Origin of the sequence: Paraclostridium sp. (genome assembly GCF_051657365.1) — a bacterium.
Taxonomy (GTDB): Bacteria; Bacillota; Clostridia; order Peptostreptococcales; family Peptostreptococcaceae; genus Paraclostridium.
This window is the reverse complement of the sequence record NZ_JBOFKN010000219.1, coordinates 1-14,641: the sequence shown is the minus strand read 5'-3', so window position 1 is coordinate 14,641 and position 14,641 is coordinate 1. Positions and strand designations below refer to the sequence as shown.

At 29.0% G+C, this 14,641-nt stretch carries 16 protein-coding genes and 1 riboswitch; of the genes, 15 read left to right on the top strand and 1 reads right to left on the bottom strand.

Annotated elements, in window-relative coordinates; all coding sequences use genetic code 11:
- Nucleotides 1-288: 288 nt before the first annotated feature.
- From ACRCYC_RS17140 to ACRCYC_RS17070, 15 genes are all read left to right on the top strand, one after another.
- Nucleotides 289-1,746 (top strand): amino acid permease, encoded by a 1,458-nt coding sequence (locus ACRCYC_RS17140; protein WP_438620317.1) that lies wholly within the window; start codon nt 289-291, stop codon nt 1,744-1,746.
- Between the two features lie 171 nt (nt 1,747-1,917).
- Complete coding sequence (locus ACRCYC_RS17135; protein ID WP_438620316.1) at nt 1,918-2,235, top strand: MazG-like family protein; 318 nt, start codon at nt 1,918-1,920, stop codon at nt 2,233-2,235.
- A 309-nt stretch (nt 2,236-2,544) separates the two neighbouring features.
- Nucleotides 2,545-3,402, top strand: coding sequence for an SH3 domain-containing protein (locus ACRCYC_RS17130; protein ID WP_438620315.1), 858 nt, complete (start codon nt 2,545-2,547; stop codon nt 3,400-3,402).
- A 384-nt stretch (nt 3,403-3,786) separates the two neighbouring features.
- On the top strand, nt 3,787-5,043 hold the full coding sequence (locus tag ACRCYC_RS17125) for a dicarboxylate/amino acid:cation symporter (RefSeq protein ID WP_438620314.1): 1,257 nt from the start codon (nt 3,787-3,789) through the stop codon (nt 5,041-5,043).
- A 99-nt stretch (nt 5,044-5,142) separates the two neighbouring features.
- Nucleotides 5,143-5,243: riboswitch (TPP riboswitch) on the top strand.
- Between the two features lie 94 nt (nt 5,244-5,337).
- A complete protein-coding gene (thiD, locus tag ACRCYC_RS17120; protein WP_438620313.1) occupies nt 5,338-6,135 on the top strand; it encodes a bifunctional hydroxymethylpyrimidine kinase/phosphomethylpyrimidine kinase in 798 nt (265 codons plus the stop codon).
- A gap of 29 nt (nt 6,136-6,164) precedes the next feature.
- Nucleotides 6,165-6,950, top strand: a complete 786-nt coding sequence (gene thiM, locus ACRCYC_RS17115; RefSeq protein WP_438620312.1) for a hydroxyethylthiazole kinase — start codon at nt 6,165-6,167, stop codon at nt 6,948-6,950.
- Nucleotides 6,950-7,639 carry a thiaminase II gene (tenA, locus tag ACRCYC_RS17110; RefSeq protein ID WP_438620311.1) on the top strand — a complete coding sequence of 230 codons (690 nt, stop codon included), beginning with the start codon at nt 6,950-6,952 and terminating at the stop codon, nt 7,637-7,639. The genes thiM and tenA overlap by 1 nt, the downstream gene beginning before the upstream one ends.
- Nucleotides 7,624-8,226, top strand: coding sequence for an energy-coupled thiamine transporter ThiT (gene thiT, locus ACRCYC_RS17105; RefSeq protein WP_438620310.1), 603 nt, complete (start codon nt 7,624-7,626; stop codon nt 8,224-8,226). The genes tenA and thiT (ACRCYC_RS17105) overlap by 16 nt, the downstream gene beginning before the upstream one ends.
- 13 nt (nt 8,227-8,239) lie before the next feature.
- A complete protein-coding gene (thiE, locus tag ACRCYC_RS17100; RefSeq protein ID WP_438620309.1) occupies nt 8,240-8,854 on the top strand; it encodes a thiamine phosphate synthase in 615 nt (204 codons plus the stop codon).
- A 25-nt stretch (nt 8,855-8,879) separates the two neighbouring features.
- A complete protein-coding gene (thiT, locus tag ACRCYC_RS17095) occupies nt 8,880-9,482 on the top strand; it encodes an energy-coupled thiamine transporter ThiT (protein WP_438620308.1) in 603 nt (200 codons plus the stop codon).
- Nucleotides 9,483-9,649: 167 nt separating this feature from the next.
- The gene (locus ACRCYC_RS17090) at nt 9,650-10,189 is read left to right on the top strand and encodes a DUF6241 domain-containing protein (RefSeq protein ID WP_438620307.1); all 540 of its coding nucleotides are present in this window, start codon (nt 9,650-9,652) and stop codon (nt 10,187-10,189) included.
- A gap of 57 nt (nt 10,190-10,246) precedes the next feature.
- Nucleotides 10,247-10,528: a hypothetical protein gene (locus ACRCYC_RS17085; RefSeq protein ID WP_438620306.1), complete on the top strand. Its 282-nt coding sequence runs from the start codon at nt 10,247-10,249 to the stop codon at nt 10,526-10,528.
- Between the two features lie 142 nt (nt 10,529-10,670).
- Nucleotides 10,671-11,930 (top strand): 5'-3' exonuclease, encoded by a 1,260-nt coding sequence (locus ACRCYC_RS17080; RefSeq protein ID WP_438620305.1) that lies wholly within the window; start codon nt 10,671-10,673, stop codon nt 11,928-11,930.
- Nucleotides 11,931-12,032: 102 nt separating this feature from the next.
- Nucleotides 12,033-12,503: a cyclic pyranopterin monophosphate synthase MoaC gene (moaC, locus tag ACRCYC_RS17075; protein WP_438620304.1), complete on the top strand. Its 471-nt coding sequence runs from the start codon at nt 12,033-12,035 to the stop codon at nt 12,501-12,503.
- Nucleotides 12,496-12,942, top strand: a complete 447-nt coding sequence (locus ACRCYC_RS17070; RefSeq protein ID WP_438620303.1) for an MOSC domain-containing protein — start codon at nt 12,496-12,498, stop codon at nt 12,940-12,942. The genes moaC and ACRCYC_RS17070 overlap by 8 nt, the downstream gene beginning before the upstream one ends.
- Nucleotides 12,943-13,061: 119 nt before the next feature.
- Here the strand turns inward: ACRCYC_RS17070 and brnQ are convergent, their stop codons facing one another.
- Nucleotides 13,062-14,345, bottom strand: a complete 1,284-nt coding sequence (gene brnQ, locus ACRCYC_RS17065; RefSeq protein ID WP_438620302.1) for a branched-chain amino acid transport system II carrier protein — start codon at nt 14,343-14,345, stop codon at nt 13,062-13,064.
- Nucleotides 14,346-14,641: the final 296 nt, after the last annotated feature.

Below are 14,641 nucleotides of genomic sequence, written 5' to 3'. Positions count from 1 at the left end.
AATTAAATTTAAAAAAGTGAAAGAGTTTATTAAATACAGTTCAAAAAAAATACTTAATATTATTAATAAAATAAAAAAATCTTTATATTTTAATAAAAAGTGAAAATTTTCCAAAATATTAACTTGTGATTTTGAAAAAAAGATAGAAATAAAATTGATTATCAGAAAATTTGAACAATAACACAAAAGAAAAATGAAAACGATTTACAAAAACGATATTGACAAGGTTTTATAAAAATATATAATAGAAAACGTAATTATACAAAATTTTCAGGAGGAAGAACACCAATGTCTGATCAAAACAGAAATTTAACATGGCAAAACATAGCACTAATGGGGTTTGTTATGGTATGGGGATTTGGGAATGTTGTTAACAACTTTGCCAACCAAGGACTTACAGTAGTATTTTCATGGATATTTATGATAGCTTTATATTTTGTACCGTATGCTTTAATGGTAGGGGAATTAGGGTCTGCATTTAAAGACTCTCAAGGAGGAGTTTCAGCTTGGATAAGATCAACTACAACACCAATGCTTGCTTTTATGGCAGGATGGACGTACTGGGTTGTACATGTTCCTTATTTAGCACAAAAGCCACAAGCTTTATTAATAGCACTTTCATGGGCAGTTAGTCCATCTGGAGAGCTAGCTGAAGTATTAAAGGCATTAAATCCTTTAATATTACAATCAATGGTTTTAGTAGTATTCTTAGTATTTTTATATGTTTCAACAAAAGGGGTAAAGGTACTAAAGGTTATAGGTAATGTAGCAGGTATGTCAATGTTTGTTATGTCTTTACTATATATCGTATTAGGATTAGCAGCTCCTGCTATAACAGGACACGTTGCAACACCTGATATAACAGTTAAGTCATTTGTTCCTAAGTTTGACTTTGCTTACTTAACAACTTTATCAATGTTAGTATTTGCAGTTGGAGGATGTGAAAAGATATCTCCATATGTAAATAATACTAAAAATCCATCTAAGAACTTCCCTAAAGGAATGTTAGTATTAGCTGGAATGGTTGCAGTATGTGCATTATTAGGATCAATAGCTATGGGTATGATGTTTAATGCTAACGCTATACCAGAAGATTTAATGATGAATGGTCAATATTATGCATTCCAATTACTTGGAGAGCATTATGGCTTAGGTAGCGTATTTGTTGTAGTTTATGCTTTAGCAAACACAGCTGCGCAATTATCTGCATTAGTATTCTCTATAGATGCACCACTAAAGGTGTTATTAGGTGAAGCAGATGCTAAGTTTATACCTAAGGCTTTATCTAAAACAAACAAAAATGGTGTTTTAGTAAACGGATATATAATGACTGCAGTATTAGTTTCAGCTTTAATAGTAATACCTGCACTTGGAATAGGTAATACTAATGAATTATTCAACTGGTTATTAAAATTAAATTCAGTTGTAATGCCAATGAGATACTTATGGGTATTCTTAGCTTACATGGGTCTTAAGAAGATGAGTAGCAAGTTTAAAACTGAGTACAAGTTTATAAAGAGTGATAAGTTTGGATTCTTAGTAGGAGCTTGGTGTTTTGGATTCACAGCATTTGCATGTATAATGGGTATGTTCCCAACAGATGTAGCTGTATTTAGTGCAGAGTGGATATTCAGAGTTTCTTTAAATGTTATAACACCTTTAGTATTAATGGGAATAGGATTAATATTACCGGTTATAGCTAAGAAGACTAATGGAAATGATACATCAGTTAACAAAGCTAGCTAAAGATAGATAAGAGAATGCCACATAGGGCGCTCGGATAAATGTATAAGTTTTGCTCCCAAAGCTGGAAAGATGCTTTGAAATGTGGCTAAAACTTATACATTTATCCTTGGCTAACTATGATTAGGCATTCTCTTTTTTGTTGTGATTAATAATAGAAAAGAGATGAGTAAAATGGAAAACAATAAATTATTGGACTTTAAAGATATAGAAAAATTAACAGTTATAGATAAAAAAACTTTAGTAGAAAGAACATTAAAGTTATCAGAGGAGGTAGGGGAGGTAGCACAAGCTGTACTTAGCTATTCGGATGCTTGTGGATGTGGATATAAAAATAAGACAAAGGAAGATGTAGTAGAAGAATGTTTAGATGTAATTATTGTAGCGAGTGCTATAATAGCACAAAGTTACGATAACGATATAGATATAGAAAGTGTGAAAGAAATATATAGTAAGAAATTAAGCAAATGGAAAGAAAAATGTGAAAAATAAGATCAAATTCTTATAAAATTTCCTTATCAATTAAAAAAATTACAAAATTTTAAGAAAAAGTTAAAATCATAGACTAAACTAATTATAAACGTTGAAATTTCAATAAATGGAATTTGTTACTAATTGTTACTTTTTTGTAACCCTTTTTAACTTTTTTAGGTGCTAGGTGTTTACAAAGGTTCAAAAATGTATTAGAATTAAAATCAACTTAGAAAAAGTTACGAAAAAGTAACAAATTTAGAAAATATGAATTTTACAAGACAGAATAGTCAATAATATATAATTTTATTAATTGGAGGGAAACTTTTTATGAGTATGAATAAAAGAGCAAAGAAATCGTTGATATTAACATTAGGATTAGTAATTGGAGGATTATATACTTCAACACATAGTATATATGCAGCAGAGAAAGAAGTAGTAAGAGCAGAAACATTAAATGTAAGAAATGGGGCATCTGTACAAGAAAGCAAAATAGCATCTTTAGATAGAGGTATGGTTGTTGAAATATTAGAAACTAGTAATGGTTGGGAAAAAGTAAAACTTTCAGACGGTAAAGAAGGTTGGGTTAATGGAGAATATACTACTAAAGAAAAGGCTACAGTAACTGCAAGTTTGTTAAATGTAAGAAAAGGACCGTCTGTAGAAGAAGATAAAATAGGAACATTAGATAACAACAAAGTTATAGAAATATTAGAAGATCAAGATAATTGGTACAAAATTAAATTAGATGATGATAAATATGGGTGGATAAGTGGAGATTATGTATTAACAGAAACTCAAGCAACTATATCACCTGCACCAGTAGCTGTTGAACAAAAAAGTGAACAAATAGTTTCAAATACTACTGAAAATAATACAGCAAGTGTAGCACCAGAAGAAACAACTGTACCTAATGATAATGGTCGTTCAATGACTGTAAATGCCAGTGCATATGCAGGACACACGATAACAGCTACAGGAACAACTCCTAAGTGGGGAACTATAGCTGTAGATCCTACAGTAATACCTTATGGAACTAAAGTATATATACCTAAGTTTGATATGGTATTTACAGCAGAAGACTGTGGTAGTGCTATAAAAGGAAATAAGATAGATATATTTATGAATAGTGAATCAGAGTGTAATACTTTTGGAAGACAAAATATAGAGATAAAAGTATTAGGTTAATATAAATTATAAAAAATAGACGGTATGTAAGTATTACAAGACTTATATACCGTCTATTTTTAGTTTATGGAAAATATGAATTATTTTATTTATTGTTTTAAAAAAGTGATGCTTTAAAGTGCATATTGATAGAAATAATCGGATATATGTGAACAAATACTTAGGAATAATATGGAATAGTTTGATAAATAAGTTTTTTAAGCCAATATGAGATAATATATAAGGTAATATATGATAAAACTAGAATAAAATAAAGTATTTAACTATATAACTTAAATAAATTAAGAGAAAATACCGATAACATGTCGAAAACTTTAAAATATTACACAAAAATGAGTTTTTAATGTATAATATAAATATAACAAATAGACGGAGGAGATATACATGAAAAAACTTGGACTGACGAGTAAGATTTTAATCGGACTATTTTTAGGAATGATACTTGGGATAATACTTAGTAAAATGCCAGCAAGTTATACTAAAGATACTTTATTATTAGGTGGATTTATAAATGTAATAGGAACTGGATTTACAAAAGCTATAAAGATGATGGTAGTACCTTTAGTATTTGTGTCTTTAGTATGTGGGGTATCAGCTATGGAAGATATTAAAAAGCTAGGAAGAATCGGATTTAAAACAATGGGATTTTATCTAACGACAACAGCTATTGCAATATGCATATCACTAGCATTAGGTGTATTATTAAAACCTGGATCAGGACTTGATTTAGGAACTGTAGCAACTCAATCTACAAATGTAGCACAAAATCAATCTTTATCAGAAATAATATTAAATATAATTCCATCAAACCCTATAGAAGCATTTGCAAAAGGAGAGATGTTACAAATAATATTCTTTGCTATGCTTACTGGAATTTCAATGAGCTTAGTAGGAGAAAAGGCTAAACCTTTAAAAAAATTATTTGAAAGTGCTAATGAAATATGTATGAAAATGGTTGGAGTAATAATGATGTTTGCACCTTTTGGAGTATTTGCACTTATAACAAATACTTTTGCAACAGTAGGAACACAAGCTATAGGTTCATTAGTTAAATATATATTAGTAGTTTTACTAGGATTACTACTTCATGTAATAGTAGTTTATGGAGGTGCATTAAAAGCATTTACAAAAATTAGCTTCATAGGATTTATACGTAAATTCACAAAGGTAGCAGCAGTTACTTTTTCAACAGCATCAAGTAATGCATCTGTACCAGTAAGCTTAGAATTAATGGAAGAAATGGGAGTTAGTAAAAGTATACGTTCATTTACAATACCTATGGGAGCTACTATAAATATGGACGGAACAGCTATAATGCAAGGTGTTGCAGCTCTATTTATAGCACAAGTTTATGGTGTTAATTTAGGGATAAATGATATGTTAACAATAGTTTTAACAGCAACATTAGCATCAGTTGGAACTGCTGGGGTTCCGGGGGTAGGAATGATAATGTTATCGATGGTTCTTCAATCAGTAGGATTACCTCTTGAAGGAATAGGTCTTATAATGGGAGTTGAAAGAATAATAGATATGTTTAGAACAACAGTAAATGTTATGGGTGATAATACTTGTACATTAGTAGTTGCAAGTAGTGAAAATGAATTTGAAGATATTAACATAGCAAATACAGAATTAGCTTAAATCAAAAGGTATCATTTTGGAGACGTTCAAGATGGTACTTTTTTTGCGGAAATTTGTTGACATATATATAAACTGAGCTATAATTAAATTGTAATCTAAATAAATAGCTAGGGGTGCCTAATGGCTGAGAGATGATTTAATCATTAACCCTCAAACCTGATCTGGATAATACCAGCGTAGGAAAGCTTTACTAAATATACAAATGAAATTTATTTGCATAGTAAATTAAAAGCTATATTCCTATTGGTGGGATATAGCTTTTTTTAATTTCAATAATCAAGGGGGAAACATCAAATGGAAAAGTATAAAGTACCAACTCTCACGATAGCGGGATCAGATTCATCTGGAGGTGCAGGTATACAAGCTGATTTAAAAACCTTTAGTGCTATAGGAACTTATGGTATGAGTGTTATAACTGCTATTACAGCCCAAAATACCCATGGAGTATTTTTAGTAGAAGATTTAAGTAAAGAAATAATTAAAAAACAAATTGAGGTAGTATTTGATGATATACCGCCAAAGGCTGTAAAGATAGGCATGGTTTCAAGCCCAGAAATAATAAAAACAATAGTAGATACTTTAAGTACATATAAACCTAAATATTTAGTAGTAGATCCAGTAATGATTTCTAAAAGTGGATATTCTTTATTAAAAGCTGAAGCTAAAGATAATTTGATTAAATATCTTATACCTAAAGCTTACATAATAACGCCAAATACATTAGAAGCTGAAGAAATCACAGGAATTAAAATTAATAATTTAGATGATATGAAGTTGGTTGGAAAAAAAATATTAGAGTTAGGACCTGATTATGTATTAATGAAGGGTGGACACTTAGATGGAGATGCTATCGATATTTTAATAGGCAAAGATGTTTTTAAAATTTATAAAAGTGAAAGATTAAATAGAAAAAATACTCATGGAACAGGCTGTACACTGTCATCTGCCATAACTGCTTACTTAGCACTAGGATATGATATTGTAGAAGCTGTTTCAAATGCCAAAGAGTATATAACTGATGCTATAAGACATAGTTTTGATATAGGTGGAGGGGTCGGGCCTGTACATCATTTTTATAAATTTGATAAATAAAGATAAAGGTTAAAAGGGAGAGACTAAATATGTTTGAATTATTGAGTAAGGTAAAAGAAGTAAATCCACTAGTGCTTCATTATACGAATGAGGTAACTATAAATGATTGTGCAAATATAACTCTAGCATTAGGAGCAAGTCCATTAATGAGTTATTCTTATGAAGAAGCTGAGGAAATAATTCCAATTGCTAGCTCAGTAGTTATAAATATAGGAACTATGAATTCTGATCATAGAGATTTATTTATAAAAGCTGGTAAAATAGCAAATAGTTTCAATAAGCCAATTATACTAGATCCAGTAGGTGTATTTGCAACAAAATCAAGAGCTATTTTAGTAGAGAAATTATTAAATGAAGTTAAGTTTGATGTTATAAAGGGAAATTTTGCAGAGATAAAGTACATAGGTGGATTTGATGTTAAAGGAAAAGGCGTAGATTCATTTGATGAAGATGAAAATATAGATGAAATTGTAAAAAAGGTAGCTAAAAAGCTAGAATGTATAGTAGTGGCTACTGGAAAAGTAGATGTTATAACTGATGGAGAAAAGACTATAAAAATTGAAAATGGGACAGCTAAATTAAAAAATATAACTGGTACAGGTTGTATGAGTGCCAGTTTAATAGGTAGCTATTTAGGCGCTTGTGAAGATAAGTTAAATTCAGCAGCTATGGGAATTCTTACTATGAGTTTATGTGGAGAATTATCAGATAGTGAGGATATTGGTATTGGAAGTTTTAGAGTTAAATTAATGGATAATATATATAAACTAAATGAGGATAAATTAAAAAAATTCTCTAGGGTGGAGGTCTTTTAGTGAAATTTACAGACTATTTATTTGAAGAAGTTAAGGATATATGGCAAAGTTACCTAGATCATCCTTTTGTAGTAGAAATTGGGGAAGGAACTTTACCAAAGGAAAAATTCAAAAAATATCTTATACAAGATTATTTATATTTAAAAGAGTTTTCAAGAGTTTTTGCTATGGGAATGGTAAAAGCAAGTACAGTTAAAGAAATGAAATTTTTTAATAAAGCTGCTAAAGGGTCTATAGAAGATGAAGCGGCTATACATATTGAATATATGAAAAAATTAGGAGTATTGCCAGTTGAAGCTGAAAAGTGTGAATATGAAATAGTTTCAAGTAGCTATACAAGTTATATGCAAGCAATTTCATTAACAGGCGGAGTAGAAGAAATTGTAATGGCAACGTTACCATGTAATTGGAGCTACAATTACATAGGTCATTATCTTTATGAAACTTATAAAAACAATGTAGAAGGAAACTACTATAAAGAGTGGATAGAAATGTATGCAGATCCTGAATTCGACGAAGTTTTAAAGGAATGGTTAGAATATACTAATGAGTTATGTAAAGATATGAACGAAAAAGAAATAAAAAAACTTACAGATATATTTGTAAAATCTAGTTTATATGAATTAGAATTTTGGAATATGGCATATGAAGAAGTAAAAGAGGCTGGTCTATCATGGCAAGTACAATAATTTTAATTATAAGCATAATACTATTTGGGTTATACATAAAAGATGTTAGTAAAACCAAATTTGAAACGAAAGAAATAGTAATGATTGCTATGTTTAGTTCAATTTCCTTCATACTTTATATGATACAATTTATAAAATATCCACAAGGTGGAGGAATAACATTATTTTCCATGTTACCTACTATGTTGTTATCTATTTTGTATGGAAGATGCGCAGGAGTAACTGGTGGATTGGTGTTTGGTTTATTAAAGCTATTAAATGGAGTATATGTAGTACATCCAGCACAATTTATTCTTGATTATTTATTATCAACTATGGCACTTGGTTTAGCTGGAGAATTTGGATCTGAGAAGAAAAGTGATATAGTAAAAGGATGTTTATTAGCAACTAGCTTAAGTGTATTAGTATGTATAATATCTGGAGTAGTCTATTTTGGACAATATGCACCAGAAGGAATGAATATAGTAGTATATTCTTGTTTATACAATATATCAAGTGCTGGAGTAGAAGGTTTATTTTCAACTATAATATTAGTTTTATTACCTATAACAAGATTTAAAAAAGTATTAAAGTTATCTAACAATTAAAGGGAGATATAAAATGAGAGAAAAGCTAAAACTATATTTAGTTACAGATTCAGAAATACTTAAAGACAGAGACTTTTACAAGTGTATAGAAGATGCTCTAAAAGGTGGAGTAACTACACTTCAATTAAGAGAAAAAGCTGCGAGTGGAAAAGAGTTTTTAGAAAAAGCATATAAATTAAGAGAACTTACTAAAAAATATAATGCTTTATTTATAATAAATGATAGAGTTGATATTGCTATGCTTTGTGATGCAGATGGAGTTCATGTAGGGCAAAGTGATATTCCTTTAAAAGAAGTAAGAAAATTAATAGGCAAAGATAAAATAATAGGTGTATCTACTCATGATTTAAAAGAAACCTGGGAAGCTAAAGTTGGTGGAGCAGATTATGTAGGGATAGGAGCTATGTTTAGTACGAGCACTAAAACTGATGCAACTATAGTTACAGTAGAAAATTTAAAAGAGATAGATAAAAATATTGATATACCAAAGGTTTTAATAGGTGGAATAACACAAGATAATATAAATACATTTAAGGGTATCAATATAGATGGATATGCAATAGTATCGGCAATATTAAGTTGTGATGATATATATAGCGAGTGTATAACTTGGAGTAAAATTTTATAAATATACGAAAGTAGGTGGGTGGAGTATGATAAATACCATTATAATATTAGGGAGTATAGCATTTTTTATATATTATCTAAAAGGATTAAAATCTACTAAATTTACGACTAAAATAGTAGTTACAATAGGTATGTTTAGTGCAATATCATATATTTTAAATATGATAGAATTTATAAAATATCCACAAGGTGGAGGAATATCATTATTTTCAATGTTACCAACAATGCTATTATCAGTATTATTTGGAAATACAGTTGGTATAACAGGTGGATTAGTTTATGGAATACTTAAATTATTAAATGGAGCATATGTAATACATCCGGCACAGTTTTTATTAGACTATATACTTCCGACTATGTTATTAGGATTGGCTGGAACATTTGGTACAGAGAAAAAATCAAAGATAATATTAGGATGTTTATTTGCTGTAGTACTTAGTGTATCAATGAATATAATATCAGGTTGTGTGTTCTTTGGTGATTATGCACCAGAGGGGATGAATGTATTTGTATATTCATTTATATATAACGTATCAAGCTTAGGTGTAGAAGGAATATTATCTACTGTAATAATAGGAATATTACCACTTAATAGGTTGACTAAAGCCTTAAACTTAGGTAGTAATTAAATATAAAAAAATGCCTTAAAATGATAAACGTTTAAGATAAATATCTTAAGCTAGTCATTTTAAGGCATTTTTTATGCGGGTTGACAAAATGATAGTATAAAAGCAATAATTAAATAAGGTAAAAAATGGTAAAGTAGTGAAATGAAAAGATTTACATGGAGGGACTTATGGATAGTAAAATCAAAATAGGGATAATTGGGGCAACTATAATAATAGTTGGAGGAGTTATTGGATACAACTTTATTGGTAAAGATAAAGGGAGTGAATTAAATAAAAGTAATGTAAAATCACAAGTTGAAAGTGAAAGTGGAAAAGAAGTAACATATTCAGATACATATCAAAATATGTTAAATAAATATTATGATGAAATTAAAGCTGGAAAAAAATTTAGCTCTGAAAGTTATGATGCATATGATTTAGTTCATTGGATGTCAAACTCAGTTATAGAGGCTAAAGAAGGTAAAAAAATAGGATTCATAGAGCCTAGTCCTGAAAATATAGAAAAGTTAATAACTATATTAAAGAGTTCTAGCGTAAGTCATAAAGACTTCTTTATAGAGACACTAGGGAAGTGGAAAAAAGGAGACTTTGATAAGGTTAAAGATATGCATAATACAGCTTGGAAGATGTTAGATGGAAATATAGGAAAAGCTACAGGTCCAGATGAAAATGAAATTAATAAGCTAAAGGAAAAGTATTACAAGTAAAATTTATATAATATAGTTGACAATATGTAAAAGATGATTGTAGACTGTATTTGACACATGAATAAGAAAGAAGGTAATCAAATGGAAGAAATATATAAATTAATAGAAGAAAAAATAAAAAATGCTGGTTATAATGGAAATATAAGTGGGGAAGAAATATATGAAGAAATATGTGATGAAATAGAAGAAAAAGAAAATGGAAGCTACATATTTATGTCTAAAAAAGAAGATGATATATTCTTTGAATATAAAATAGATATTATGGATGAAAACTTCAACTTATCTTATATAGATATAAATACTCCAATAGGAAAAGTACATGTAGATTTTGATGCATAAAAAATTATAAATAAATTAGAAAGGGACGGTCTTAAAAATTTTTAAGACCGTCCCTTTCTAATTACTGTAAGAAGTAAAAAATGATATATTATGATATAATTAATATATTATACAAGCAATTTTATGCAAAAAGGAGAAGCGTATGGATTTATTTGATTTACTAAAGCAAAACCAAGCCGAAGAAGAAAAAATCAAAGAAGATGTATTATCTAGAGCTGAAAAAATAAGACTTAATAGTTTTGTTGGATCTAGAATGGATACAGATTTTAGAATAAGAAATAAAAATATAAACAAATTTAAAGAAGAAAATATAGAACCTGAAATAGTAGAAACTATAAAGGAAGAAATATTTGAAAATATAAAAGAAACTGATGTTTTATCAGAAGAAAGACTACTTGTAATAGATGGATCTTCATTATTAAGCACAAGTTATTTTGCAAGGCTTCCAAGGCAAATAATGTTTGCAAAAACAGTGGAAGAAAAAGAACAATATTATGATAAAATACTTCAAACTAAAGATGGAGTGTATACAAATGGAGTATATGGGTTTATGCAAATAATGATATCTATGTTAAAGAATCAAAATCCTACTCATTTAGCAGTATGCTTAGATTCAACAAGGATGACTTTTAGAAAACTAATATATGATGACTACAAAGGAACTAGAAAGCCAATAGAAGTTCCGCTTAAAGAACAATATGGATTACTAAGAGAAATGCTCGAAGCAATAGGTGTTAAAGTTTTAATATCTACACCGAGTGAAAATTATGAAAATGTATATGAAGCTGATGATTTTGCTGGAACATTATCTAAAACATTCCAATCAGAAATACCAGTAGCTTTATATACTAAAGATGAAGATTATTTACAATTAGTAGATTATAACACTGTAGTGTGGATGAATACATCAAAAGCACAAACTATAGCCCAAGATTGCAACATAAACTTAAAAGACTGTAATTTACCAAATAATACATTTGAATATAGTATAGATTTATTAAAACAAGTTAAAAGGTTAAAGCCACATCAAATAGTAGATTACAAAGCAATATCAGGAGATTCATCAGATAATATTCCAGGAATAAAAGGACTTGGAGACACAACAAGTATACCACTACTTCAAAAGTATGATACACTAGAAGAAATTTATGAAGCAGTAGATGGCTTAGACGAAAAAGGCTTAAAACTTGTTGCAACAGAATGGAAAAACGAGCTAGGAATTAGAAATCCTATGAAAAAATTAGTAGCAGAAAAAGAAAATGCATTCATGTCTAAGAAACTAGCAACAATAAAAACTGATATAGAATTAGGCTTAAAATTAGATGACTTAAAAATAAATATAGATAAAGATGTATTAAAAGAACAATTAGAAAAATACGAAATGAAAAGTATAAAACTATAATAAATACAAAAAAAGATGCCTTAAAATAAGTATCAAAAGATACTATTATCTTGAGGTATCCTTTTTTATTTAGTTGTATTATTTTTATATAGGAGGTAATTTATGGGATTTACGCATTTTAATGAATATGGAAAAGCTAAGATGGTAGATGTAAGCGAGAAAAATGAAACTAAAAGAGTGGCTATAGCAAAAGGTAGTATTAAAATGAAACCAAGTACTATAGATATGATAAAAGATAATAAAATGAAAAAAGGTGATGTTTTATCGGTAGCTCAAATTGGTGGAATAACTGGAGCAAAGAAAACTTGGGATATTATACCTATGTGTCATAATATTTTCTTAACAGGTTCAGATATAAAATTCACTGTATTAGATGATGAAATAGAGGTTGAAGCAATAGTATCTACGATAGGGAAAACTGGGGTTGAAATGGAAGCTTTAACAGCAGTATCTACAGCGATGCTTACAATATATGATATGTGTAAAGCAGTAGATAAAGATATGGTAATTGGAAACATAAGAGTTATGAATAAAATAGGTGGGAAAAGTGGGGAGTACAACAGACATGAATAAAAAAGGAATAGTAATAGCTATCAATATAAGTGAAAAAAAGGGAGTTATAAAAACTCCAATAGAAGTTGGGACATTTAAAGAAGAACATGGATTGGTAGGTGATGCACATGCTGGGAATTGGCATAGACAAGTAAGTTTACTAGGAGATGAGAGTATAGATAAAATAAGAGCTATGGGAATAGAAGGTCTATCTACTGGAAAATTTGCAGAAAATATAACTACTAAAGATATAGTTTTATATGAGTTACCTGTAGGAACAAAATTGAAAATAGGTGATACTATTCAAGAAGTTACTCAAATAGGTAAAAAGTGTCATTCAGGGTGTGCAATTAAATCTCAAGTTGGTGATTGTGTAATGCCTAGGGAAGGTATATTCACTAAAATAATAAAAGGTGGAGAAGTAAGGCATGGAGATACAATAGAAGTAATAGAAGAATAGGTATAATTAGGGTCGCGAAGTAGATATATAAGTTTTGCTCCCAAAGCTGGAAAAATGCTTTGAAATGTCGCTAAAACTTATATATCTACTTCGTTAGCTATTTTGAGACCCTTTTGTATTTAGTTTTTGGATGAAGCAGATACATTTGTTATTTTAAATAATAAAGTAGATAATGCCCCTCCTATTATAGCTGGGATAACCCAGTTGAATCCTAAATTTGCAAGTGGCAATTTATGAACTATATCTATATTTATACCTAAGCTGTCTATAACAGTAAGTAAGCTTATTAAAAGAGTAGTATAAGCTGAACCTTTTAAAGTTATGTCATTTGGGAATAGCTTTTTAAATATGTTCATAATAACCAAAATTATAGAAACTGGGTAAATTAAACTTAATATAGGTATTGCTATTTGTATTATTTTATCAACTCCAAAATTTGAAACTATTGCACTGAAAGTACATATGAAAATAACTATGTGTTCATATTTAAATTTCTTATTAGAAAGATCTTCAAAGTATTTACCTGTAACAGATGTTAAACCTATAGCAGTAGTAAGACATGCAAACCCTACAACTATTGCTAACATAATCGTTCCGACATTTCCTAAAAGTTTATATGTTATATTTACTAAAAGTTCAGTTTGAGATATATTGCTATCAAATAAAGTTGAAGCTGTAGCTCCTAAGTAAGTTAATCCACCGTAAACTACTGTCAGACCAATACATGCTATTAAAGAAGCTTTTATAGTATGTGATATATTTTCCTTTTTATCTTGGTATCCTTTATTCACAAAAGAAGTCATAACAAGTGCTACTATTCCTCCTATACCTAAAGCATCCATAGTTTGGTATCCTTGAGTTACGCCTGTTACAAATAAGTTATCAGAATTAACATGTTCTAAAGTTCCAATAGGTGATAGAATTCCTTTTATTATTAATACTGAAAGTGCTAATAATAGTACAGGAGTTAAAAATTTACCGATAATGTCCATAACTTTACTTGGTCGTATAGCAAGACCAAGTGTCAAAACGAAAAATATTATTGAAAATAAAACTGGATTAACATGATTAAATATTGGCATTATGCTTAGTTCAAATGTTGTTGCTGCTGTTCTTGGTATGACTAATATAGGTCCTAGGCAAAGCATCATTAAAATTTCTAGGGTTAATCCGAAATTCTTACCAGCTCTTCCTATAACACCTTGTAAAGATCCAGCTTTTGAAACTGCAATTATAGATAATAGTATTATACCAACGTCTGCTAATATGAATCCTAAGAAACTTATTAACCAATCACTACCTGATGTTAATCCTATATATGGTGGAAATATCAAGTTACCAGCTCCAAAGAACATGGAAAATAAAGCAAATCCTATTATTAATATATCTTTATTTTTATTCATAATTAAACCTCTTTTCTAATTGATTTATAATTTGTATATAAAAAGGCCACATAGCGAATACTATGTGGCCTTAGTTGCCTAGGATTAAAAAAGCCACATAGTATTTATCTATGTGGCTTAAGTACAACCTTAAATTAGCCATCATAGATACAAACAGTTTTTGTTTGTATCCATGATTTTCTTATCTATATCATAAATACAAACTTAACTATAATAGCTAAAATAAAAGTTATTTGATTTTAAAGTATTAGTTAAGTGTACATTGATCATTTAATTTAATCTCCTTATTAAAAGTT

What these genes read in the sequence shown, in the direction of transcription:
- moaC (WP_438620304.1), top strand. Translation starts at nt 12,033, where the DNA reads ATGGGATTTACGCATTTTAATGAATATGGAAAAGCTAAGATGGTAGAT.
- thiM (WP_438620312.1), top strand. Translation starts at nt 6,165, where the DNA reads ATGTTTGAATTATTGAGTAAGGTAAAAGAAGTAAATCCACTAGTGCTT.
- thiT (WP_438620308.1), top strand. Translation starts at nt 8,880, where the DNA reads ATGATAAATACCATTATAATATTAGGGAGTATAGCATTTTTTATATAT.
- ACRCYC_RS17140 (WP_438620317.1), top strand. Translation starts at nt 289, where the DNA reads ATGTCTGATCAAAACAGAAATTTAACATGGCAAAACATAGCACTAATG.
- ACRCYC_RS17070 (WP_438620303.1), top strand. Translation starts at nt 12,496, where the DNA reads ATGAATAAAAAAGGAATAGTAATAGCTATCAATATAAGTGAAAAAAAG.
- ACRCYC_RS17130 (WP_438620315.1), top strand. Translation starts at nt 2,545, where the DNA reads ATGAGTATGAATAAAAGAGCAAAGAAATCGTTGATATTAACATTAGGA.
- ACRCYC_RS17085 (WP_438620306.1), top strand. Translation starts at nt 10,247, where the DNA reads ATGAATAAGAAAGAAGGTAATCAAATGGAAGAAATATATAAATTAATA.
- ACRCYC_RS17125 (WP_438620314.1), top strand. Translation starts at nt 3,787, where the DNA reads ATGAAAAAACTTGGACTGACGAGTAAGATTTTAATCGGACTATTTTTA.
- ACRCYC_RS17135 (WP_438620316.1), top strand. Translation starts at nt 1,918, where the DNA reads ATGGAAAACAATAAATTATTGGACTTTAAAGATATAGAAAAATTAACA.
- brnQ (WP_438620302.1), bottom strand. Translation starts at nt 14,345, where the DNA reads ATGAATAAAAATAAAGATATATTAATAATAGGATTTGCTTTATTTTCC.
- thiD (WP_438620313.1), top strand. Translation starts at nt 5,338, where the DNA reads ATGGAAAAGTATAAAGTACCAACTCTCACGATAGCGGGATCAGATTCA.
- thiE (WP_438620309.1), top strand. Translation starts at nt 8,240, where the DNA reads ATGAGAGAAAAGCTAAAACTATATTTAGTTACAGATTCAGAAATACTT.
- thiT (WP_438620310.1), top strand. Translation starts at nt 7,624, where the DNA reads ATGGCAAGTACAATAATTTTAATTATAAGCATAATACTATTTGGGTTA.
- ACRCYC_RS17080 (WP_438620305.1), top strand. Translation starts at nt 10,671, where the DNA reads ATGGATTTATTTGATTTACTAAAGCAAAACCAAGCCGAAGAAGAAAAA.
- ACRCYC_RS17090 (WP_438620307.1), top strand. Translation starts at nt 9,650, where the DNA reads ATGGATAGTAAAATCAAAATAGGGATAATTGGGGCAACTATAATAATA.